This window comes from Candidatus Sulfuricurvum sp. RIFRC-1 (genome assembly GCF_000310245.1).
GTDB lineage: Bacteria > Campylobacterota > Campylobacteria > Campylobacterales > Sulfurimonadaceae > Sulfuricurvum.
Map to the genome: position 1 here is coordinate 1,065,553 of NC_020505.1, position 25,115 is coordinate 1,090,667.

Consider the following 25,115-nt stretch of genomic DNA (forward strand, 5'->3'; position numbering starts at 1 on the left):
ATGAAAACATCACTATTACTGGGAATCCACATGCATCAACCGGTGGATAATTTTGAATGGGTTATCGAGATGGGGATAGAAACCTGTTACGAGCCTTTTTTCGAGGTTATGAGCCGTTATCCAGAGTTTAAATTTTCCGTCCATTGCAGTGGTTGGCTTATGGAAAGAATCGCTCAGCTGCGCCCCTCATTGTATGAAAAAATCCTCACTTTAGCTCACAATGGAAGCATTGAGTTTTTCAGTGCAGGGTATTATGAACCTATTTTGAGTGTTATCCCTTCTCGAGATCGCTTAGCGCAGATAGAGCGGCTGAATGAGTCGATTAAAGAGCAGTTTAATCAAACACCCAAAGGGCTCTGGCTCACGGAGCGGGTGTGGGAATCCGCACTGATTCCAGATCTAAATCGTGCAGGTATCAAATACACGGTGATGGACGATTACCATTTTCAATGTGCCGGATTCGATCGTGAGGGGTTAGATGGGTATTACATGAGCGAAGAGGGAGGTGAACCGATGGGATTATTCCCGATAAGTCAAAAACTCCGCTATGCTATACCTTTTATCAATGTTGAGAGTGCTATACAAGCCATTAAAACGTATAACCGCCAACAAGATTCGGCAGCGATTATCTTCGATGATGCCGAAAAATTCGGTATGTGGCCGGGAACGTATGAATGGGTCTATAAAAAAGGGTGGTTGGAGAAGTTCATTCAAGCGGTTTTAGCCGATGATGAGATCGAAACCAGCCATTACGGTGAGTACTTTACATCCCATCATTCGCGCGGGATTGCCTATTTGCCAAATGTTTCGTATTATGAGATGGGAGAATGGAGCCTCCGAGCCGATGATGCTTTGGCTCTGGAAGCGTTGAAAGAGGAGATGGGGCTGGAACGGTATGAACGTGAAGGGGTAAAATTTCTCAAAGGGGGAATTTGGAAGAATTTTTTTGTCAAATACCCCGAGAGTAACCGTTTACATAAACGGATGGTTGAACTTTCCCGTGCCTATCAGAACGGCGAGGGAGACTTTGAAACACCGCTGTATAAACTCCAAACCAACGATTCTCTCTGGCATGGGGTATTCGGAGGTCTCTATCTGCCGAATTTACGGGACAACAGCTATCGTTATTTGATCGAGTGTGAAAATATCCGCTACGGTAAGAAAAAGGCATTGGTATGTGATGAGAATGAACTTGACGGCTATCCTAAATACAAATCGGTCAGCGCAAAACTGATTGCCCGTTTTGATGCGGCGTATGGAGCCCAGCTGGTGGAACTCGATATTCGGGATAAGTGTTTTAATTATCAAAATACTCTGACCCGGCGTAAAGAGGCCTATCACAAAAGGTTGTTTGAAGTAGCGGGTGATAAAGCTGCACCTATTGAAGAGGGGATTGATACGATTCACCATGCAAGCGGTTCGTTTGATGATACGCTTCGTGATGCGATTATTTATGATTGGTATTTGAAAAATTCGTTTATTGACCACATCAGCGATGAAAATTTTAATACTGAAGCGTTTCGCCATTGTAATTTTCATGAATACGGCGATTTCGCCAACCAGCCCTTTGAATCGTCTTTGAGTAAAATATCCATTGCATTTAGCCGTGATGGGGGGATCTTTCGAGGGAAAAAAGGGAATACAAAACTTTTAAAGAATTTCTCGTTCGCTTCTGAAACAATTGATTTTAGACTGCATTTGGAGAGTGAAGCAACCGGCGGATTCACCTATGTGATGGAGCATAATTTCCATTTCTCTGATTATGAACATCTTCTGATCAACGGTGCATCTCTCCAAGCATCCGGGGAGATTGAGGAGATTCAAAATTTTGAGATTATTGACACGGTATTAAAGAAAAAAATCACTTTTCGTATGGATAAAGTGTTTCGTGCGCACTATTTCAAGCTTCAAACCCTTTCTCAAAGTGAACAGGGATTTGATTTGAGTATTCAAGCTCTTAGTATTGCGTTTGTTTTTGATTTTGAGAGCTCTCTCAGCCTTGAAGGCAGTTTGGAGATTACGCGTGTCTGAAATCCGTTATGACTCTTTGAATGATACGCATGTTCTGATTGCGCAAGAGCGGCTTCATCGACCCGATTTTTCCCCGAACAAAGAGGAAAATAGTTCGGGTAAAGGATGTCCGTTTTGTGAGGGGAATGAAGCGATGACCCCCAAAGAGATTTTTGCCATTCGTCCAGCGGAGACGTTTGCGAACCAAAAGGGATGGCAGACCCGTGTTGTTCCAAATCTCTACAAAGCTTTAGCGATAGAAGCACCTCATCAACTCCATAAGGGTAGTTTTGAGTACTGGGACGGTTTTGGTGCCCATGAAGTGATTATCGACACTCCGTTGCATCATACCTCTATGTCCCAATGGAGCCATGAGGAGATGGTCGTATGGTTTAAAACGCTTCGCCAAAGGGTTGAAGATTTGCGCCGCGATCATCGGATCACTTTTATTTCACTGTTTAAGAATGAAGGATTCGATGCGGGTGCGACCATGGCACATTGTCATACACAGCTGATCGCTTTGCCTTTTATCCCTAAAAAACAGCGAGAGATGAATAGAATATGCCACGAGTATTTCGAGAAGCATCATAAAGCATTAATGGAATCCATTCTTCAGGATGAAGAATTTCATAGGATTAGAATGATAGAATCCTGTGGAGAATTTAGTGCATTTTGTCCGTATGCGAGCGGGTTTGCGTTCGAAGTGATGATCAGTTCTAAAAAATGTATCGGACAGATCGATACGCTCAGCGATGAATCTATCCTTCAGCTTTCGACACTTCTTATTTCCGTCATTCAGAAGATGCACTCACAGCTTGGAGAATTTGCCTTTAATCTGTCGGTTTCGACCCCCCCTTTAGGTGAAGATATCGGTGATTGTGAAAGCCAGCGTTTAATGATTCGAATACTTCCTCGTATTTATCGATTCGGCGGGTTTGAAGTGAGTTCGGAGATAATGATCAATCCGGTGGAACCGGAGTTGGCTGCTAAACTTTTACGAGGAGAAAAACATGGTTAAAAAAGTGTTGTTTGCTGCGAGCGAAGTGTATCCTTTTGCAAAAACAGGAGGGTTGGCAGATGTTGCACATGCCCTGCCGCGAGCATTAAAGAACCTTTATGACGTTACGGTCGTGATGCCGCTTTACAGCATCATTGATCGAAACAAATATAACATTGCCTCTCTGGGAGAGACATTGAATATTTCGATGGGAGGAAAGGAATACACCATTGAACTTTACGGTTGCACGGTTGAGGGATATGAATACTATTTTATCTATGAACCGATGTTGTGTGATAGAAAATTCCTCTACGGTACTCCTAAAGCGGGATATGAGGATAACGGATTACGCTTCGCCCTTTTTTCGTATGCCATTTTTGCCTTACTTAAGAAAAAACATTATGAGATCCTTCATCTTAATGACTGGCAGTGTGCGCTCGCGGCGTTACTGGTACATAAGGATCCTGCCCTTTCACCGAAAACCATTTATACGATCCATAATCTGGCCTATCAGGGGATCTTTGATTCGACTATTTTAGAATCGATCGGTATTGATAAGCGCTATTTTACAATGGGTTCTTTGGAATTTTATGGAAAAGTCAATTTTATGAAGGCAGGGATCGCCTATGCGGATGAGGTAACCACTGTGAGCCCAACCTACGCTCGGGAAATTTTAACCGGTGAATTTGGATGCGGATTGGAAGGATTTTTGCATTTTCATCACGCAAAGCTCACCGGAATTATCAACGGAATCGATACCGATCACTTTGCTCCTGCAACGGATGGGGCATTGATTTCACCTTATAGTGATGCCAAAGGGAAAAAAGCCAATAAGAGTGATTTACTTAAAAAATTAGCCCTTCGAGGGATCAATAAGCCTCTTTTTGTTTTTATCGGTCGCTTTACCTCACAAAAAGGTATTGATCTTTTGATTGAAACCTTACCGAAAATTGCCGCATTGGATTGTAATATCGCATTATTAGGGGAGGGGGAAGAGCACTATCATGAAGCTTTGGATGTCCTCGCGGCAAGTCATAAAAACATCCATCTTACCTTTAGATATGATGAAGTATTATCGCATCAAATCTACGCGGCGGCAGACTTTTTATTGATGCCATCTCTTTTTGAGCCGTGCGGCTTAAATCAAATGATCGCATTCTCGTACGGAACACTTCCGATTGTCCATAGAGTGGGTGGATTGGTCGATACGGTGAAGCGATTGGAAAGTTATCAAGAAGATAGTTGTTCCGGTTATGGATTAATATTCAGTACCCCTACCTCCCGTTCTTTACTCAGTGCAGTGAACAAAGGGTGTGAATTATATGAGGATAAAAAACATTTTGAACGAATTATCAATCACAATATGAGATGTGACTTTTCCTGGGGAGAAAGCGCCATAGCCTATGGGGCTTTGTATGAGAAAGAGAAGGACATCGATGCCTAAACTCAACATTCTTATTGCAGCATCCGAGGTTGTACCGTTTGCGAAAACAGGCGGTTTGGCCGATGTCGCCGGAGCTTTGCCAAAGGCACTTCGCGCATTAGGACATGATGTTCGGATCGTGATGCCCCGTTACTACATAGTAGATCGTGAAAAATACGGCTTAGAGTTAATGGATGGCGAACTGGGTGTACCGATGGGAGTGATGGGTGAAATGTGGGCAGGTGTTTATGAGGGGAGACTTCCTTCTACGGAGGTACCGATTTACTTCATTGATCATGAAGGCTATTTTGGACGCAGCGGTCTGTATGATGATAATGGAGAGGGATTTCGCGACAATGATAATCGCTTTATTTTCTTTTCGCGCTCTGTGATGCAGCTGGCTAAAAAACTCCAATTTCATCCTGATGTGATCCATGCGAACGATTGGCATACATCTGCCATCCCGATGATGCTTAATACTATCTATGCGTATGATCCTGCTTTTGCCCATACCGGTTCATTGCTTACGATTCATAATCTTCAGCATCAGGGTAAGTTTTACAAAGGGGTGATGGATATTTTAGGGATCGGTTGGGATCATTTTTACGAACTTGAAGAACATGGGGGTGTTAATCTTCTCAAAGGGGGGATTACACATGCCGATGCGATCAGTACGGTAAGTTCAAAGTATGCTCAAGAGATTCGAACGCAAGAGTTCGGCTGGGGATTGGAGGGACTTATTGATATTAACTCATATAAATTACATGGAATACTCAACGGTGTTGATTACGAGGAGTGGAGCCCGGCGGTTGATACTCTAATTCCGCATACCTTTGATAGTGATGATATGAGTGGTAAAGGGCTTTGTAAAAGTGCCCTTCAACAGACGTTTAACGTACCGCAAAGAGCAGAAGCTCCTCTCATCGGACTGGTGGGGAGATTGGTTGAGCAAAAGGGGATAGAACTGATTGCCACTTCTATCCATAGACTTTTGGAATTGGACATACAGATCGTCATGCTTGGAGCAGGGGAGAAATGGGCTGAACATTATTTTAGTGATATCGCTCGGATGTATCCTGATAAATTCGGCTGTTTTATCGGCTACCGAAACGATCTGGCACATCAAATCGAAGCGGGAAGCGATCTGTTTTTAATGCCCTCATTGTTTGAGCCGTGCGGATTGAATCAAATCTATTCGCTTCGTTATGGGACTCTTCCGATCGTACGTGCGACGGGAGGACTCGATGATACGATTGAAAACTATCATAATGACGGAGAGCACGGTACAGGATTTAAATTCTATGACGCGACACCGGACGCACTCATCAATACGGTAGGCTGGGCCGTACATACGTGGTACAATGACCGAGACGGGTTTGTGCAGATGCAACGCAATGCGATGTCACAACGCTACGATTGGAACGGTGCCGCGAGAGAGTATGAATCGCTTTATCGCCGTATCGTTCACGGAAGAAAAGGGGAATAATGTATCATACAATGAGCTATGAGGTTTCACGTCTGAGTGAAATGGATATTTACCTCTTTAAGCAAGGAACACACTCAAAGCTCTACAATAAATTGGGTTCTCATGCGATGGAGCATAAAGGAAAGAGAGGTATCTATTTCGCTGTGTGGGCACCCAATGCGAAGTATGTCAGTGTACGGGGCGATTTTAATGATTACAGCACGGATACTCACCCTCTGCGTTTGCGTCAGGATGATTCGGGAATTTGGGAAGGTTTTATTGAAGGGGTAGAACAGGGTCTTACCTATAAATACCAAATCGTATCCAAGTTTCATAATATCGTCCACGATAAAAGTGATCCGTTCGGATTTTATGCCGAAGTGCCTCCGAAATCGGCATCGCGTGTCTGGAGTTTAGAGAACTACGAATGGTACGATAACAACTGGATGAAATCGCGGTATAAGAATAATGCGCATAATGCTCCGATTAGCGTCTATGAAGTTCATTTGGGTTCATGGCGAAGGCACGTAGAGGAGGGGGACCGTTATCTCACTTACCGTGAACTGGCCGTTGAACTCGTAGCGTATCTCAATGAGATGAACTATACCCATGTTGAGTTTATGCCCCTTACCGAATATCCGTTTTTTGGATCGTGGGGATATCAGGTCGTCGGATATTTCGCCGCTACGGCACGGTTTGGAACGCCGCAGGATTTGATGTATTTGATTGATACGCTTCATCAAAACGGGGTTGGTGTTATTATGGACTGGGTACCGTCTCATTTTGCTGTCGATATGCACGGACTGATCAACTTTGATGGAACGGCACTTTATGAACATGATGATCCGCGTCAGGGATACCACCCAGAATGGGGAAGCATTATTTTTAACTACGGACGCAATGAGGTCCAGTCGTTTTTGATCAGCTCTGCGATGTTTTGGGTGGATAAATATCATATCGACGGTATCCGTGTGGATGCGGTTGCTTCGATGCTTTATCTCAACTACGCACGTAAAGAAGGTGAATGGATCCCCAACAAATACGGCGGAAATGAGAATTTGGAGGCGATCGAGTTTTTGAAAAAACTCAATACCAGTGTCTATGGTGCATTCCCTGACATACTGATGATTGCTGAAGAATCGACCGCTTATCCGATGGTAACACGCCCAGTAGATTCCGGTGGCCTTGGATTTGGGTTTAAGTGGAATATGGGCTGGATGCACGATTCGCTCAAATACATGAATTACGATCCGCTGTACCGTCAGCACCACCACCATCAGCTTACCTTTAGTATGTGGTATGGATTTGACGAGAATTTTATGTTGCCGCTGAGTCACGATGAGGTCGTCCACATGAAAGGTTCTCTGATTAATAAAATGCCCGGAGATACCAATCAGAAATTTGCAAACCTGCGCTCCTTGTACGCTTATATGATGTCACATCCGGGTAAGAAACTCCTCTTTATGGGGGGAGAAATTGCCCAATACGCCGAATGGAATTTTGAACGCTCACTTGATTGGCACTTGAGCGATTTTCCTCTCCATTCGGGTCTGCAAAAAATGATTGCTGCCCTGAATCAACTCTATCGCGATGAGCGGGCTTTACATCTATATGATGAGAAACGAGAAGGGTTCGAGTGGATCGATGATCGTGATTACAGCCATAACTGCTTGGCATACGTTCGAAAAAGCGATAATCCGGCGGATACTATCTATGTCGTGTGCAACTTTGCCGATGCTACGAGAGAAAATTATAAAATGGGCATTTTGGAGAGCGGAGAATATGTTGAGATTTTCAACTCCCAATCAACGCAGTATGAGGGATGGAATATCGGCAATAGTACTCCGATAAAGAGTATTCACGAAGAGATGCACGGACGTCCGTTTTCACTTACTTTAACGCTCCCTCCGCTGGGAGTGATATTTTTAAAACAAAGAGAAACCAAACCCTTGGTACAATTAGAAAAACCGGTATAAAGAGAGCGATATGATTTTACATGACTATGAATTTGATTCGAAATACGCTACCCGTGTTGCTTATTTTTCGATGGAGTTTGCTATCCATCAGGCCCTCAAAGTTTATTCGGGTGGTTTAGGTTTTTTGTCAGGATCGCACATGAGAAGTGCGTATGATCTACGTCAAAATGTTGTCGGTGTCGGTATCTTATGGAGTTTTGGTTATTACGATCAGTCACGACATGAAGATCGAAGTTTGGAAACCGAATTTATCCGTAAACATTACTATTTTCTTGAAGACCTCGGGGTTCGTGCAACGGTTAACATCCACTCTCAGGATGTCCATATTAAAGCCTTTTATTTACCGCCGAATGTCTTTAGTTCTGCACCGATTATCCTCCTCTCTACCGACATTCCCGAAAATGACTTTTTGGCACGTACCATTACCCATAAACTTTATGATGCCAACGAAGAGACCCGTATTTCCCAAGAAGTCGTATTGGGGATCGGCGGGATAAAAGTTCTGGAAGCCTTGAAGCAAACAATTGATATTTTTCACATGAATGAAGGACATGCACTCCCTCTTGTTTATGAATTGTATGCGAAATATCAAAATATGGACGAGGTCAAAAAGAGGGTAGTATTTACCACCCATACCCCTGAAGATGCCGGTAATGAGCAGCACAATATTTATTTGCTCCATAAATTCGGATTTTTTAACGGGTTAACTTTAGAGACGGTTCGCACCATTATGAAAATGGAACATGAAGATAATTTTAACCTCACCGTCGGAGCATTGCGTTCATCGAAGATTACCAACGCCGTATCGAAAATGCACGGAGAAGTGGCCAATCGGATGTGGAAAGATTGTGAAGGAAGTTCGGAAATCATTTATATTACCAATGCTCAGAACCGTCGTTTCTGGACTGATAACGGGATGCTGTCTGCACTTGATGAACACGAAGACTATGCCCTTATCGGGCGTAAAAAACACCTTAAACGAGAACTTTTCAACGTCGTAGCTGATCAGACGGGAAAAATGTTTAATCCTGATATTTTGACGGTTGTTTGGGCACGACGTTTTGCCGAATACAAACGCCCCGGGCTTCTAAAACACGATTTTGCCCGATTCAAAAAACTTTTGGAACGGACCGATAAACCGATTCAGGTGATATGGGCGGGGAAACCGTATCCGTTTGATACCAATGCGGTAAATGCTTTTAATGAATTGATCTACATCAGCCATGGGATCAAAAACATGGCAGTTCTCGTCGGCTATGAACTCGAACTCTCTCGAATCTTGAAAAAAGGGTCTGACATTTGGCTCAATACCCCGCGTGTTTCACGTGAAGCGAGCGGAACGAGCGGGATGACAGCGAGTATGAATGGCTCTATACACTTCTCCACAGAAGACGGATGGCATCCTGAATTTGCGAAAAACGGTATTAATGCGTTTACGATACCACCGATCGATCACAGTACACCGATTGAGGTTCAAGATAGCGAAGACAACAAAAACATGATGGACATTTTGGAGAATGAGATTATTCCGATGTATTACGATCATCCTGAACAGTGGACACAGATTGTAAAAACTGCCATGTCTGATGTGATTCCGGCATTTGACTCGGGAAGAATGGTGCACGAATATTACGTGCAAATGTACAATCACTAATGAGAAATATTTTATTGTTTTTACACTAAAATAATAGTCATGGATGATTAAATTTATAAAGTGAGCCTATATGATTAAGATAATAAACAGTGAAGAGTTCTCCTATTTTTTACGCGTCCACCGTAATGAAATTATAAAAATTTGGATGAATCAAAATGAGGTTAAAAATGTGCTTCATAGGCACTCTCTACCTATTGTCGAAAAAAATACTCACCTTTTTTATCAGTTTTGTGATTGCTATATCAGTGTAATTGAATGGCGAGCAACTGTTTCAGAATGCCAAATAAAGATTGAATTTTTACAATTATTAAATAATTATAATGTGACTGTATCCGATCTTTTTACCTTGATCCTAAAACTCAAAAATGCGATTGAACAGATCATTTTTGAAAATGGAAACCTTTCGTTTGCCCTGCAAAGTGAAATTGATTCTCTTACATTGCAGATGGCCAATGATTTGGCATCCAATTTTGAGACGATTATAAGCAGTAACCGTAATTATAAAAGTGAAAACTCTAATCTTTTAGCAGAGTATAAAAAAGCGGTCGATTTGAGCAATATCGTCTCAAAAACCAATCCGAAAGGGGTTATTACTTATGTCAATGATAAATTTTGTGAGATATCCGGTTACACGAGAGATGAACTCGTAGGAAAACCGCACAATATTATTCGACACCCCGATATGCCCAGAGAAGCGTTTAAAGATTTATGGGACACGATCAAAGCAAAAAAAAGTTGGAACGGTGTTGTCACCAATATGAAAAAAGACGGAAGTCAGTATATCGTCGATACGACGGTTATCCCGATTCTGGATGTGGATGGAGACGTTATAGAATACATAGCCATCCGACACAATATTACTGAGCTCGAAGAGACTAAACAGCAATTGCGAAATATCAATAAAGCGATGAAAAACAAGGTAGATGAACTCTATTCCATGACGAATACATTGGAGCAAAAAGCGTACAAAGACAATCTTACCGGAATCAACAACCGAGAAAATTTTGAAGATATTTTTAGCATAGAGATTGCAAATTCAAAGCTCAACAATATTGCATTAAGTTTGATTATTTTTGATGTTGATAATTTTAAACTGGTTAATGATACATATGGACATCAAGCCGGCGATATATTGCTCCAGGATATGGTTCATCTTATTGAAAATAATATTAAAAACGGAGATATCTTTGCACGATGGGGCGGAGAAGAATTTGTTATTTTGACCCCTGCGACAGAGATTAACGGTGCGTATAATTTAGCCGAAAATCTACGTAAATTGGTTCAATCATATGTATTTAAGTATGTCGAAAATAATTTAACGCTCAGTTTCGGGATCGCGCAGCTCTCCAGCGAAGATACCAAAAAAACCCTTTTTGAAAAATCGGATAAAGCACTTTATGAAGCTAAAAAGAATGGTAGAAACAGAACAGAGATCTATAATGTTTAAACCTATAAGATCAATATTTTAGATTACTTCCACTGAAAACTTGGATTGTAAAGGAGTTTGTTTTTACGAAATATCAAATCCATTTGGGCAAAAATCGTTGTCAGGATTTTGATCGTTTCAAGAGCATAATCTCCTTTGTTTAACATCACACATTCGGCTTTATGGGCAAAAGCGACATCAGAGATTTCGGCACGGCTTGGGATATTGGTTTTCATTTTGCTCTCTAGCACTTGGGTAGCCAGAATTACAGGTATATGAGCCGCTGTACAGAGATCAAGAATCTCTTCTTGCATATAGGCCAAATTTTCAAATCCGATTTCGATCGCCAGATCTCCTCGTGCGATCATGATTCCCGAATTGCCGTATTGAATGAGTGTTTCGAGTATGGAAGGGAGGTTTTGTACCCCCTTTTTGGTTTCGATTTTTGCAACGATCGCTATTTGCCCTTTTTTCCCTAAGTGTTCTAACTCTTGAATGAGATCGGTAATATCTTCTGGAGTTTGGGTGAAGGAGATACCGATAATATCGGCGTATTCAACAATATGGGGTAAAACTTCTCGATCATAATCGCAGATGGCATGAATCGCAATATCGCTGTTGGGAAAATTGATCCCTTTTTCATCCTTGATTTTACTCCCCTCATCATTGCGGGTTAAAACAGTACAAATGATATCTTCGCCGAGGATTTCATCAATAATGAGCTGGATTTTTCCATCATCCAAAAAGAGGGGATCACCGACATTGACCATACTTCCTATTTTACTCAAACTGCATCCTACAACAGCATCATAGTGTTTTGATTTTTTCTCTGTAAGCGATGAACCGGTTGAATGGATTAATACTTTATTGCCGTAAAAAACCTTGATTTTTTTCGGTTTCTCCGATTTTTTTATTTTTTCGAGAGAAGTTCTGATTTTAGGACCCGCGAGATCGACGTAGATTTTTAAATCTTTATCTTCACACGATGCCTTTTTGATCCCCTTCGCCATCTCGTTCCATGCCGCTGGATTATCATGTGCCGTATTAATTCGAAAGAGGTGAACCCCTTCATGTGAGAGATCGCTAAACCAATTCTCATCATATTCTGAGGGGACGGTGATCATAATCTTGGTTTTATCACTGGAGGTTGAAAAAATCTGGGCATTTTTATCCATGATCTGATGAGAGGCTTCATAACTTAGATGTGCGGCTTGAATAGGGAGTTTTTTCCCCAACGCGCGGGAGAGTATCTCAAGGGCAACATTAACACTTGCTTCTATATGTGCTTGTGATCGGCCAAATGAAGATAGACCAACTTTGGTGAGATCATCTTGTAGATGCGAGAAGTCGTATTTGCGCAGGTTGAGATAGTGGTGCATATTGAGTAAAGAGGGATTGTTTTTTTTAGGATTTATGCCGAGTCTCATTTTCTCGTTTAAATCCAGTAATTTTTCAAATATTTCTGCTAACATTTTTTTTTCCATTTTTTTCTCCCTTTTAAGATCCTATAGGCAAATAATATAATACGACAGAAAGATTACAACTTTATATTTTATGCAAAATATTCAGCAGATAGAGTGAAAAATCCCAACTTTATCGTCATTAACATACAGATTCAATGTAACCTTTTTAGTATACAATCTATATAGGATATTTAACTTAGGGAGTGTGTCTATGTTTGAATCTACTACCATAACCGTCGATGGAAATGAAGCCGTTGCTCTGGTCGCCCATAAAATCAATGAAGTAATTGCTATCTATCCCATAACACCATCCTCCCCGATGGGAGAGTTTAGTGACCTCTACAGTGCAAAAAAAGAGAAAAATATTTTTGGCACCATCCCAACAGTGTACGAGATGCAAAGCGAAGGTGGAGCAAGCGGCGCGGTTCACGGCGCATTGCAAAGTGGTGCGCTGACGACGACGTTCACCGCTTCACAGGGATTATTGCTCATGATCCCCAATATGTACAAGATCGCAGGAGAGCTAACCTCAACAGTATTTCATGTCGCTTCTCGCTCTCTTGCAGCACAGGGGCTCTCAATTTTTGGTGATCACCAAGATGTTATGGGGGTTCGACAGAGCGGTTTTGCTCTGTTCGCATCTAATTCGGTCCAAGAAGCGCATGATTTTGCCCTTATTTCTCAAGCGGCATCGCTGCGCTCACGTATACCGTTTATCCATTTTTTTGACGGATTTCGTACCTCGCATGAGGTGAGCCGAATTCAGAAATTGAGCAACGACGTTTTAAAAGCGATGATCGATCAGGATTTAGTTGCTGCACACCGACGCCGTGCCCTCAGCCCCGATCACCCCGTTTTGCGAGGTACTGCACAAAATCCCGATGTCTATTTTCAAGGGCGTGAGAGTGTCAACCGATATTATCAAGCCTTGCCCAAAATAGTGCAAAGCGAGATGGATCGCTTTGCCGCACTTACGGGGCGAGCCTATAATTTATTCGATTATGTCGGGTCAGTGGATGCAGAGAGGATCATTGTCCTAATGGGTTCGGGTGCCGAAGCGGTGGAAGAGAGTGTAAATTATCTTGTAACACAAGGACAAAAGGTCGGAATGATCAAAGTGCGTTTAGCCTTGCCCTTTGCATCTGAAGCATTTATCGCAGCCTTTCCTCCGAGTGTCCATTCCATTGCGGTGCTGGATCGTACCAAAGAGCCGGGAAGTTTGGGTGAACCTCTTTATCATGATGTTCTAACAGCCTTGTTTGAAAACCAAGAATCGCTTCCGTTTAAGATACCTCGCATTATCGGAGGGCGATACGGTCTTTCGTCCAAAGAGTTCACCCCAGCTATGATATTTTCGATTTACAAGGAACTCTCAAAATCATCCCCGAAAAATCACTTTACGATAGGGATCGACGATGATGTCACGTTCACCTCTTTGGAGTATGACCATAATTTTATCCTCGAGAATTCCGATCAGTTTCAGGCGGTATTTTATGGACTTGGATCGGATGGGACAGTCGGAGCGAACAAAAATACGATCAAAATAATCGGCACCGAGACAGACCATTATGCACAAGGGTATTTTGTTTACGATTCGAAAAAATCGGGTTCAATGACGACGTCCCATTTACGATTCGGTACGCAACCGATCCGATCAACCTATTTGATCCAAAAAGCTGATTTTGTCGGGGTCCATCAGGCAGTATTTCTCGAAAAACTGGATCTTCTGGATATTGCCAAAGAGGGTGCGGTCTTTTTGCTCAACACCCCGTATCCGAAAGAGGAGGTGTGGAATCGTCTGCCGCGTGTAACGCAAGAGAGGATCATCGAAAAAAAACTCAAATTCTATGCCATCGATGCGTACAAGGTGGCTCAATCTTCCAATATGGGACGGCGGATCAACACCGTGATGCAAACCTGTTTTTTTGCCATCAGCGGGATTCTTTCCAAAGAAGAATCAATAGCAAAAATCAAAGGATCGATCCAAAAAACCTACGGCACCAAAGGGGATGTGATTGTACAGATGAACTACGCCGCCGTCGATGCAACACTGGAAAATCTCTATGAAATCAATGTTCCATTATCTGTCAACTCTCAGCGTGAATTGCAACACACGCTAAAAGGAGAGATGAGCCCCTTTATCGAAGAGGTGATCGGTAAAATTTCTGCGTTTAAAGGAGATGAGATACGGGTATCGCAAATGCCTGATGATGGTACGTGGCCGACGGGAACGACGCAGTATGAGAAACGAAATATCGCCCAGGAGGTTCCACAGTGGGATGCTGAAACCTGTATCCAGTGTAACAAATGTGTTTTCGCCTGTCCCCATTCAGTCATACGTTCTACTGTTTTTGACATCTCCTACTTGCACGAAGCACCTGAAGGATTTGTGGCAAAAGCGGCAAAGGGAAAAAGTTTTGGTGAGAATGAGATGTTTAATATCTCTGTCGCTGTCGAAGACTGCACCGGATGCGCACTTTGTGTCGAAGTATGTCCGGCAAAAAACAAATCCGAAACCAATCTGAAAGCGATCAATATGATGCCGCAACTTCCGTTGCGCGAAGCGGCGATTATGCAGTGGGATTTCTTCCTCTCATTGCCGAAGATGGATCGAGAGAAACTCGACCATAGCAATCTAAAAGAGTCTCAGTTTTTGGAACCGCTGTTTGAATTCAGCGGAGCATGTCCGGGATGTGGCGAAACACCGTACGTGAAACTTGTTTCTCAGCTTTTCGGTGATCGGATGGTGATCGCCAACGCGACGGGATGCAGTTCGATCTATGGCGGTAATCTTCCGACCACTCCATGGCGAAAAAATGATGAGGGACGAGGTCCGGCATGGTCAAATTCACTTTTTGAAGACAACGCCGAATTTGGTCTGGGCTTTCGTTTGGCCATTGATACCCATACTGAGCGTGCCAAAGGGCTGTTGGAAAGTTTGAAACCGCATCTGGACAGTTCGTTGGCAGATGCAATTCTTTATGCCGATCAGCATATGGAAATTCAGATTAATGCCCAACGCAAACGGGTGGAAGCGTTGAAAATTGCCTTGGAGGTGTTGGGCATTGAAGAAGCCAAAACACTGATCGAACTCTCGGACTATCTTGTCAAAAAATCGGTTTGGATCATAGGAGGAGACGGCTGGGCATACGATATCGGCTATGGAGGACTCGATCATGTCCTGGCCAGCGGAAAAAATGTCAATATTCTTGTTCTTGATACGCAAGTCTATTCCAACACAGGAGGTCAGCAGTCCAAAGCAACCTTTACAGGAGCGGTTGCGAAATTTGCCGCAGGGGGGAAAGCGGGGCTGCCAAAAGATTTGGCCGCAATGGCGATTGCTTATGAAAATGTCTACGTCGCCAAAGTTGCAATGGGGGCAAACGATACGGCAACAGTCAAAGCGTTTATCGAAGCTGAACAGTATGATGGGCCATCAATCATCATCGCCTACTCGCATTGCGTAGCGCACGGGTATGACCTGCGTTATGGATTTGATCAGCAAAAACGATCAGTGGAGAGTGGATTGTGGCCGATATTCCGATTTAATCCTGATAAAATCAAAGAGAGAGTAAATCCGATGACCCTCGATTACAAGGGGCCAAAAATCGATGTCAAAGATTTCATGTACCGTGAAACACGCTTTAAAATGGCCGAAAAAATGAACAAAGAATCTGCCGAATCATTTTTAATTACCGCAGCACATACGGCGCAATCACTTTACGCGCGCTATCAAAATCTACATGAATATTATGAACCAGCACAGGAGGAAGAATAATGGAACTCTCTACCACATTTTTGGGTTTTACCCTCAAAAATCCCCTGATCGCCAGCGCCTCGCCGCTTACTGCCTCTTTAGAGAGTATCCAAAAACTCGAAGATAACGGTATTGCCGCAGTGATCATGCATTCTCTTTTTGAAGAGGAAATTAATCATGAGATACATCAAATTGACCATTTTTTGCATATTCATAGTGATTCGAATGCTGAAGCGATCAGTTATCTTCCCAGTGAGGTCGATTTTGACAATCTTCAAGCCGACCATTATCTCAATGAAATTCAGCGGGTTAAACAGTCAGTCTCGATTCCTATCATCGCAAGTCTTAACGGGGTATCGGCGGGAGGATGGGTTAAATACGCAAAGAAGATCGAACAAGCCGGTGCGGATGGATTGGAACTCAATATTACTTATATCCCTACCGAAATCGATTTGGAGGGGAGTGTGGTTGAAAAAATGTACGTAGATACCGTTGCCATGCTCGCACAGGAGATATCGATTCCGATCAATGTGAAAATGAACGCCTACTTCTCCAATCCGGCCAATATGGCCAAACGCTTTGTGGAAGCAGGAGCGAGCGGATTGAGTATCTTTGATAATCCCACCGTAGTCGATGTCGATTTGGAACTTCTTACCACGTTGCAGCGAGCCAATATAACCAGTTCCTATAACCTCAGTGAGACGCTACGATGGTGTGCTATTCTTTACAATAAATTCCCCTGCTCACTGTGTGCCAATACAGGAATCCACAGCGCAGAGGATGTGCTTAAGGCCCTTATGAGCGGAGCCGATGCAACGGCATTGGCTTCGGTATTGCTACTCAAAGGGGAGGGGGAAATTAGAAATATATTAACTAATATGATAGAGTGGATGGAAAAACATGAATATATTTCGATAGCGCAAATGAAAGGCTCTATCTCTTTACTTCACACCGATAATCCTTCAGCGTATGAGCGTAACTCTTATATGTATGCCCTTCAGCATTATCGGCACTAAGATAAAAGTAGCTTTTGGACGTAAAGAGCGATTTGAAGCTCTTCATCGGTCGGAATGACGAGAAGGGCTATGTTCGTGTTTAAATCGTGAATCTGTGTCTCGCATGCACGGTTTTTCTCTTTATCAAGACTGATTCCCAGATGTTCTAACCCTTCACACACCATTTCATGGATGAGCGGTGAATGTTCACCGATGCCGCCTGTAAATACGACTGCATCGACCCCCCGCAAGATGGCCATATACTCACCGAGCTGCTTCTTGAGTCGATAGGCGAACATATCGATTGCCAATGCAGCGTTTTGATTTCCACGATTTTTTGCATCAATAACACTGCGTAGATCATTTGTTCCTGCGATAGCGAGGAGGCCGCTTTTTTTGTTCAAAATAGTATCGATTTCATCGATACTCATTTTTGTTTCGCGCATGAGATATCCGATGATTGATGGGTCGATGCTCCCGCAACGCGATCCCATCATCAGCCCCTCCAGCGGTGTCATTCCCATCGATGTATCGATACTGCGACCATTTTCGATTGCACAGGCACTGACACCGTTACCGATATGAAAGGTGATGAGATTTAGTTCTTCGAGCGGTTTTTGCAGTATCAGGGCAGCTTGTGTACTCACATAATGGTGTGAGGTACCGTGAAAACCGTAACGGCGTACATGATACGATTCATACCAATCATGGGGGAGGGGATAGCGATAGCTATACGCTGGCATGCTCTGATGAAAGGCAGTATCGAAGATTGCAAAATTAGGAACATTCGGTGCAATAGCACGTGCGGCTTGAATTCCCTCGATATTGGCGGGATTATGCAGCGGTGCGAGTGGAATAAGAGAACGAATTTCATGGATAAGATCATCATCGATCCGTGCAGGTTCATGAAAACGTTCACCACCGTGAACAACGCGGTGACCGATTGCATCGATTTGGGTGATATCGATATCGTGAGTTTCGAGGTGACCTCGCATCACTTCAAACCCCTCATGGTGATTACGAATCTCTTCAATCAATCCATGGTTAATCAGACGAAGCGTTTTTGTTTCATACACACTGTATTTAATGGACGAACTGCCGGCATTGATAACGAGGATACTCATACGACATTACTTTGTGCTTGGATGGCAGTGATAAGAATCGTATTAACGATATCGGCAATCTCACAGCCTCGGCTGAGATCGTTAACCGGTTTTTTCAGCCCTTGCAGTATCGGACCGATCGCGATTGCACCAGCGGAGCGCTGAACTGCTTTGTAGGTATTGTTGCCGGTGTTGAGATCAGGAAAGATAAAAATCGTTGCTTGTCCGGCTACCGCAGAACCCGGTAGTTTGATACGAGCGACATCAGGATCGATGGCGGCGTCGTATTGGATCGGCCCTTCGATGAGCATCTTTGGATGACGTTCTTTGACAATTTTGGTCGCTTCGCGTACTTTTTGAACATCATCTCCATGCCCCGAATTACCGGTTGAATAGGAGAGCATCGCGATGCGCGGTTCAATCCCGAATGATTTTGCACTGTATGCAGAAGCAATAGCGATCTGGGCGAGTTGTTCGGCATCAGGGGTCTGATTGACAGCGCAGTCGGCATAGACAAGTACTTTCGTATCCAGACACATGAAAAATAGACTTGAAACGAGTGAGATAGAAGGGGTTGTTTTGATAATCTGCAATGCGGGAAGTATGGTGTCTTGTGTCGTATGGATCGAACCTGAAACCATACCGTCTGCATCCCCTTTATGCACCATCATTGTTGCAAAATAGGTGCCATGACTCATCGAATCGATTGCGGTATTCATGCTCATCCCTTTGTGACGCCGCATTTCATAAAACTCTTCCGCATAGGGTTGCATAAGGGGCGAAGCAGCCGGATCGATGATTATTGCTTTGGAAATATCAAGCCCTAATGTATTTGCCTGATGGAGAATAATCTGCGGTTTGCCCAATAAAATAAGATCAACAACATCGCGTCGTAGCAGGATTTCAGCCGCACGTAAAATCCGTTCATCGCTGCTTTCAGGTAGAACAATACGTTTACGTGCCGTATACGCACGCTGATAGAGACTGTATTCAAACATTGCAGGGGTAACGATATCGCTGTGTGCGGTGCGGAGACGTTCACTTAAACGTTCCACATCGACAGCATTTATAAATGCCCCCATGGCCAGCGCAATTTTGCGTGTTTGTTCAGGATGCAGGGCAGGGGAAATAGCATCGACACTCAGCGCACTTTGATAGGTATCACTTTCGACGCTTAATATCGGAAGTGTCTTAAACTCAATTCCGTCGATCAGTTTTAAAATGCTCTGAGGCGGGATCAGCCCACCTGTGAGTAAGATAGCGGCAATTGAGTGAAATTCTTTGGATTGGTTGGCCTGTAATACACCCAAAATAATATCGAGTCGATCTCCCGGAACGATGATCAGATCATTCTCTTCAATACGGCTTAATAAATGTTCTATATTCATTGCCGCGATTATCGGTCGTTTGATACTCCGTTCCAGCTCTTTTGGCTCACCGACGAGCTGATGAGCGTTTAATACTTGTTTCACTTCCGCGACACTTAAGCGGTCTAGTTCATCGATCTCTCTCATGAAAAAAGTAGGGATACTCTGCTCATCATACTTTTCTCGAAATAAATGGTTGTTTTTTTCATCTAAACGGTTCACAAAAATGGCCATATGCTCTACTTGCTGATGTTTGAGAGATACGCGTTCCAAACTAATTTCATGAGAGAGATGTTCAAAAGATTTGCTTTTACCGTTGATGACACTGATATAGGGGGCTTGAAGGTTTTTAGCGACAACGTGATTGAAATTATACGAGAGCATTTTTGTAAAAGAGGTTTGATCCAGCCCTTGGATAAGGACAAAGTCATAGTGTCCTTCCAGTGTATGATATTGCTCTATCAAACGTTCTATGATATAGCCCTCTTTTCCCTCAGAGAGAAGTGTTTCAACTTCATCCAGCCCAAAGCCGTAACAGCTTTCAGCCTTTTGATCCAGATTAAAGTGAGTAAGGATAAAATGGATATCATTGTCGAGAATCGACGTATCGGCAATAACCGGTCTGAAAAAAGCGATTTTATTGACACGGCTTTTAAGCATTTCCATGATCCCCATTGAGACGATGAGCGATCCGGCATTAGGTTCTAACGAAGCGATATAGAGATTTTTAACACTCACAAAAGCACACTCCTAAATGAAAATGTTTAACTTTGGACTATCGTATGATCTGAGTTTTGTTTGATCTATTGGTTTTAATATATTACAGTAAATCCTTCATTTTTCCATTGCGATATTCCGCCTTTCATATTCAGCGGTGTGAATCCATTTGCTACAAGGATACGGGAAGCGGCAACACTACGGTTACTGCTGTGACAATAGACAATAATTTTTTTGTTTTTAACACTTTCAAGTTGAGAAAGATTTTCGGATAAAACCTGAACCGGGATCAGTGTTGCGCTTTCAATGTACTCGTTCGAGAACTCTTCTTGGGTACGGACATCTAGCAGAAAAACGTTTTTGTCATTTTCCAAAAGAGTATGCGCTTGCTGTGGAGTGATAGATTCAAAATCAGCGAATATCCAACCTTTTGCATAAGCAAAATAAAGAGCAATAGCGGCGAAAGCTATCCAATAAAGCAGATTTATGATTTGTTTTTTTTTCATTAGGAACCTTGAATTTTTACTATTTTAGCGTTTAAAAGGATAATGATCGTGATAGTTTGTGAAGAAAATAAAAAGTGGTGACCCCAACGAGATTCGAACTCGTATGGCCAGAATGAAAATCTGGAATCCTAACCATTAGATGATGGGGCCGTATTAATAAGAACAGGTAAACCTGAGCCGAAATTATAGAGTTTAATTGCTGAAAAAAAGCTAAATCAGCATATTTGTTTCCCACAAAAGTGGGAAGAGGGGAGATTAGTCGTTATAGAATGAGCGAAGTGCACGGATAATAACGGCATTTTTAGAGATACTCTCTGCTTTAGCGTTATCGTCAACCAACTCATAAACATCCAATGGCAATGAGATAGAGAAAGTTTTAGTTTCGATTTTTTTACGTTTAGATACAAGGCTTGTAATGTTTTGAAGCATTTCAAGGATTTTTTTCGTATCAATCGGTTTTTGGATAAAGCTGTTAACACCAACTTCGATTGATTCAGAGATTTTTTGAATATCGTTGCTCGCAGAGATAACAATGATGATTTGTGACGGGTTGATAGAACGGATACGGCGAGCAAGCTCGATACCATCGATTTCCGGCATGATGATATCAACAAAAACGATATCCGGATTAACTTTCTCGTACATACGTAGTGCTTCAGCACCGTTATAAGCTGATGTTACGTCAGCAAAAAAGTTTTTGAACGTTGAACTCAAAAGATCATTCGCAACAACTTCGTCTTCGACGACCATTGCGGTCAGTTTTTTGGTTTGTTCAGTAAGTTGAATCAAATCTACATTGGATGACATGAGGACTCCTTTTGGTTGTTAGAAAATATCACTGTGGATAATTGTTGTAATTATAGATCATATTTTTTAGCATTACCTTAAAAAAACAATTTTGGTCTGAATAATTACAAAAACGGTTTTTGTGATCATGATTAGATATTAATGTTTTTTGAATTGTTCTAACCATTCTATATTGGATTCATTCGTTTTTTCTTGCTGTCTTAGAATAGAACCGATGATGCTGAGTAGGGTTTGTCGATCCAAAAATTGAAGTAAAGCAGGATCAATATGGGTGGGTTTGAGCCCATCATAGCGGTTTAGCAGGTTTTCAATATCGATAATGAGTTGTTCTTTAGTTGATTCCATGATGGAAGTGTAGTAAAAATGAGCTGAATTACCAAAGAAGCTTTACACGGGAAACCGTATCATCGTTTTCAATATAATATTGCTAGAAATTTGTTACTTTTATTCTTAAGCGATAGAGAGGTCATGTGTAATGTATTTGATACACATATTTATACTTTTGATGAAATTTTAGAATTGATTTTCTTTTCATTTTAATATAAAAATCCAAAGAGCCAAAGGGGGATTTTATTTTTATAGCCTATCTCGATATCATCGGAAGCGACATAGCTGTTTGAGATATCTTTGATTTGCTCAAAGCCTTTATTCTTTCCACCTATTTCAAACGTGTACTTATCGTCTACTAAAAAATCCCCTTTTTTAGAGCTATAGATCGATTCATCGATAAATCGGTTTTTAGCAGCAAGGGCATTTTTGATCTGATTGACGAAAAATGCCTCTCTCATACTTCCAATATCGACTGACGAGGAGAGAGCAAAGGAAAGATTGGTATTTTGCATTAATAGCTTCTCGGGCTTGGATAGTACGTTATACCCTTTTTCTTTACTTCGCAGCGTATTGATGATTTTAGCCTGTTCCAGATGATTTAGATACTCGTATACTTTAGGTCTTGAAATTTGAGTTGCAGATGAGAGATCGGTGATATTAGGGATAAATGGGACATTGATTGCCAAAAGGTAAAGAAGCTTTTTGAGCTTTCCGATTTGTGCCATTTCAATTCGGTTAATATAGGGTAAATCGGTTTCAAGGATGAGATTGATCACTTGTACGAGACGTTGATGGAAATTATCTTTGTCTTCCAATACAAACGGATAGGCACCATATTCTAGATATTCTTTAAAATATTTGAGTGGTTTGATCTGCTCTGATATATTTGTTGCAATCGCACCATGGTTCTCTAAAAGATCTTCGAGGCTGATAGGCTGGTATTCCATAGCACCACTAAGGCTCAAATATTCTCTAAAAGATAGATTTTCAAGAGTATAAATAAGGCTTCTTCGAGAAAGGTCCCCTTTTTGTTTATTGATCTGGAGGATCGAAGAACCTGAAAAGACGACTCGAAGAGCAGAAGCATCATAAATTGTTTTGACATGGCTTGACCAATCGTCATATTTATGCACTTCGTCGATAAACAATATCTCTCCCCCATAGCTTTCAAATTCCATGGCAAAATCATATAGAGATACCGATTGGAAATAGGGGTTATCGAGCGAAATGTACAGCGCTTTATCACTCCCTTCATAGTTTTCTTTGATGTACTGGAGCATCATTGTGGTTTTTCCAAGTCCTCTTTGCCCCAAGATACCGATCGATTTAGATGTCCAATTGATTTGATCATAAAGGTAACGCTTTTTATCCAGTGAAATCGTGCGGAGCCGTTTTGCTTGTTCTTGGAAAAGTGTTTGTAAACTCATATAGGCAACCTATTTATAAATATGTAAAGTAAGATTAACATTATTGCGATTAATTGTCAAGCCCTTGTTCAAAATTACTCTTTATTCGATTCAATGTATTAATCAATGTCGAATTCTATACCGTAATATCTTTTATGGTGTATGAAAACGATAGCGATGGAATTTCTACCGAATTATCATTAAAATTATAAATTTCATACAATAGCAAACAAAAATAATAACGTTATATAACATATTAAACATCAGTATGTGTTACTTTTTGTAAAACATTAAAATAATTATTTACTGTTTATTTAAAATATCACTTTTCTAAGAAACACTTAGTTATTATAAATTTCTTAAATAATTTAGATAATGAAGTGCCTATGAAACTACCCGCTATTTTTCTCCTAACTGCCTTGAATCTTTTATGTGCCCGTGAGATCACGTTTTTCGAGTTAAAAGAGAGTGCGTTGCACTCTTCCCACCGTCTTAATCTCCGCTCCATCGACACAAAAATCGAAGAAGCCCGCCTAGAGAGTATCTATTCGACCCTCTATCCTCAGTTCTCTTTGGGCTACAGCGGTGAATATAACCATAACCTCGATCCCCAATCCTCCGGGAGTATTTCGGTGGGTGATACGACGATTAACTCTACTATCCCCTATGAGCACTCGGTGGCTCTTCGACTGAATTACGAACTCTATCATTTCGGCTCTACGCTCAAACAGATCAAAGTAGGAGAAAAAGAGATTGTAGTAAAAAAACTCGATCAGTGTAATGAAGAGATCAAACTCTACCGCGAACTTCTCGAACATTATGTTCGTGCTCAGAGGACTCAGAGTGAAAAAACGTTCAAATCACAAATGCGAACACTCCGCCAAGAACTCTACAGTCTCAAACAGCGGCTCTACAGTGCCGGTAAAGAATCACGCGTTTCGGTCGGGGATGAAGCAATCCGTATCATCGATCTTGAACGTGACATCGAGCGCTCCTCCATGGAGTTCGACGAAAACATCATAGCCCTCTCTCAAAAATCCCATATCGATCTCAGTACGACCGATACCAGATTACTCCCTTTGGAAACAAATGGGGAGAATAACACATTATCCTTTTTCCATACCCCGCAAGCACGCAGTTACGAAGAAAGAATCCTCCAGAAACAATCCGAAATCTCGATGTTGAATCGCTCGCAGTTCCCGGTCGTATCGCTTTACTCATCGTACTATCTCTACGGATCGGATCAGGATAACTTTTCACGCGGATTTGATGATATCCGTCCCAATAGCTGGAACGCCGGGGTGAGTCTGCGATGGAGTCTGTTCGAGGGGTTCAAATACAACAGTGAATCCGAACGTCTCCGTCTGGAACTCTCTCGCATCCGTGAAGAGGTTGAATTGGCAAAGAGGGAATTTGATCATGAAACCCGCACCAAACATGAGAAGCTCAATCGTCTTTCACAGCTCACCAAGAACGAAACCGAAGCGCTCAATGAAACCCGTTCCAAACTCACCATGACCCAAAGACTCAGAGCGCAGGGTGAAGCGGACGCCGTGAGTGAGGTGAGTGTAAAACTCGAAGCACTGGAGAGAGAATTGACATTACAAAGTGAAACGATTCAGCACTCTTATGAGGCGGAATCGTTGAAATTACAGCATAGCGGAATTGAATCATGCACAGTGCGCTAACCGCCCTCGAAATAGCGGGTAAACT

Annotated in this window: 17 protein-coding genes and 1 tRNA gene; 10 read left to right on the plus strand and 8 right to left on the minus strand. The window is 42.2% G+C overall.

Annotated features, from left to right (window positions below; translation table 11 throughout):
* The 7 genes from B649_RS05465 to B649_RS05495 all read left to right on the plus strand — a co-directional run bounded on the left by B649_RS05465 (nt 1) and on the right by B649_RS05495 (nt 10,972).
* Nucleotides 1-2,031, plus strand: coding sequence for an alpha-amylase/4-alpha-glucanotransferase domain-containing protein (locus B649_RS05465; protein ID WP_015653513.1), 2,031 nt, complete (start codon nt 1-3; stop codon nt 2,029-2,031).
* Nucleotides 2,024-3,028: a hypothetical protein gene (locus tag B649_RS05470; protein WP_015653514.1), complete on the plus strand. Its 1,005-nt coding sequence runs from the start codon at nt 2,024-2,026 to the stop codon at nt 3,026-3,028. Before B649_RS05465 ends, B649_RS05470 begins: the two co-directional genes overlap by 8 nt.
* A complete protein-coding gene (locus B649_RS05475; protein ID WP_015653515.1) occupies nt 3,021-4,451 on the plus strand; it encodes a glycogen/starch synthase in 1,431 nt (476 codons plus the stop codon). Before B649_RS05470 ends, B649_RS05475 begins: the two co-directional genes overlap by 8 nt.
* Nucleotides 4,444-5,916, plus strand: coding sequence for a glycogen synthase GlgA (glgA, locus tag B649_RS05480; RefSeq protein WP_015653516.1), 1,473 nt, complete (start codon nt 4,444-4,446; stop codon nt 5,914-5,916). Before B649_RS05475 ends, glgA begins: the two co-directional genes overlap by 8 nt.
* On the plus strand, nt 5,916-7,871 hold the full coding sequence (glgB, locus tag B649_RS05485; protein WP_015653517.1) for a 1,4-alpha-glucan branching protein GlgB: 1,956 nt from the start codon (nt 5,916-5,918) through the stop codon (nt 7,869-7,871). Before glgA ends, glgB begins: the two co-directional genes overlap by 1 nt.
* A 10-nt stretch (nt 7,872-7,881) precedes the next feature.
* Nucleotides 7,882-9,525, plus strand: coding sequence for an alpha-glucan family phosphorylase (gene glgP, locus B649_RS05490; RefSeq protein ID WP_015653518.1), 1,644 nt, complete (start codon nt 7,882-7,884; stop codon nt 9,523-9,525).
* Between the two features lie 322 nt (nt 9,526-9,847).
* Nucleotides 9,848-10,972, plus strand: coding sequence for a sensor domain-containing diguanylate cyclase (locus B649_RS05495; RefSeq protein ID WP_291750950.1), 1,125 nt, complete (start codon nt 9,848-9,850; stop codon nt 10,970-10,972).
* Between the two features lie 23 nt (nt 10,973-10,995).
* On the opposite strand, the gene B649_RS05500 is transcribed toward B649_RS05495, so the two are convergent.
* Complete coding sequence (locus tag B649_RS05500; protein ID WP_015653520.1) at nt 10,996-12,435, minus strand: pyruvate kinase; 1,440 nt, start codon at nt 12,433-12,435, stop codon at nt 10,996-10,998.
* A 190-nt stretch (nt 12,436-12,625) separates the two neighbouring features.
* Between B649_RS05500 and nifJ the strand changes: the two genes are divergently transcribed.
* Both nifJ and B649_RS05510 read left to right on the plus strand, forming a co-directional pair.
* Nucleotides 12,626-16,192 carry a pyruvate:ferredoxin (flavodoxin) oxidoreductase gene (gene nifJ / locus B649_RS05505; protein ID WP_015653521.1) on the plus strand — a complete coding sequence of 1,189 codons (3,567 nt, stop codon included), beginning with the start codon at nt 12,626-12,628 and terminating at the stop codon, nt 16,190-16,192.
* Complete coding sequence (locus B649_RS05510; protein WP_015653522.1) at nt 16,192-17,187, plus strand: dihydroorotate dehydrogenase-like protein; 996 nt, start codon at nt 16,192-16,194, stop codon at nt 17,185-17,187. Before nifJ ends, B649_RS05510 begins: the two co-directional genes overlap by 1 nt.
* Here the strand turns inward: B649_RS05510 and B649_RS05515 are convergent.
* The 7 genes from B649_RS05515 to B649_RS05545 all read right to left on the minus strand — a co-directional run bounded on the left by B649_RS05515 (nt 17,184) and on the right by B649_RS05545 (nt 23,423).
* Complete coding sequence (locus tag B649_RS05515) at nt 17,184-18,290, minus strand: acetate kinase (RefSeq protein ID WP_015653523.1); 1,107 nt, start codon at nt 18,288-18,290, stop codon at nt 17,184-17,186. The genes B649_RS05510 and B649_RS05515 overlap by 4 nt on opposite strands.
* Entirely contained in the window at nt 18,287-20,374 is a 2,088-nt protein-coding gene (gene pta / locus B649_RS05520; RefSeq protein ID WP_015653524.1) for a phosphate acetyltransferase, read from the minus strand. The genes B649_RS05515 and pta overlap by 4 nt, the downstream gene beginning before the upstream one ends.
* Nucleotides 20,375-20,448: 74 nt before the next feature.
* On the minus strand, nt 20,449-20,859 hold the full coding sequence (locus B649_RS05525) for a rhodanese-like domain-containing protein (RefSeq protein ID WP_015653525.1): 411 nt from the start codon (nt 20,857-20,859) through the stop codon (nt 20,449-20,451).
* 75 nt (nt 20,860-20,934) lie between these two features.
* Nucleotides 20,935-21,009 (minus strand) — tRNA-Glu (locus B649_RS05530).
* Between the two features lie 105 nt (nt 21,010-21,114).
* Nucleotides 21,115-21,666, minus strand: a complete 552-nt coding sequence (locus tag B649_RS05535) for a response regulator (RefSeq protein WP_015653526.1) — start codon at nt 21,664-21,666, stop codon at nt 21,115-21,117.
* 138 nt (nt 21,667-21,804) lie between these two features.
* Nucleotides 21,805-22,011: a hypothetical protein gene (locus tag B649_RS05540; protein WP_015653527.1), complete on the minus strand. Its 207-nt coding sequence runs from the start codon at nt 22,009-22,011 to the stop codon at nt 21,805-21,807.
* A gap of 191 nt (nt 22,012-22,202) precedes the next feature.
* Nucleotides 22,203-23,423 (minus strand): AAA family ATPase, encoded by a 1,221-nt coding sequence (locus B649_RS05545; RefSeq protein WP_015653528.1) that lies wholly within the window; start codon nt 23,421-23,423, stop codon nt 22,203-22,205.
* A 365-nt stretch (nt 23,424-23,788) separates the two neighbouring features.
* On the opposite strand from B649_RS05545, the gene B649_RS05550 reads away from it, so the two are divergent.
* Nucleotides 23,789-25,090 carry a TolC family protein gene (locus B649_RS05550; protein ID WP_015653529.1) on the plus strand — a complete coding sequence of 434 codons (1,302 nt, stop codon included), beginning with the start codon at nt 23,789-23,791 and terminating at the stop codon, nt 25,088-25,090.
* The last annotated feature ends 25 nt before the right edge of the window (nt 25,091-25,115 follow it).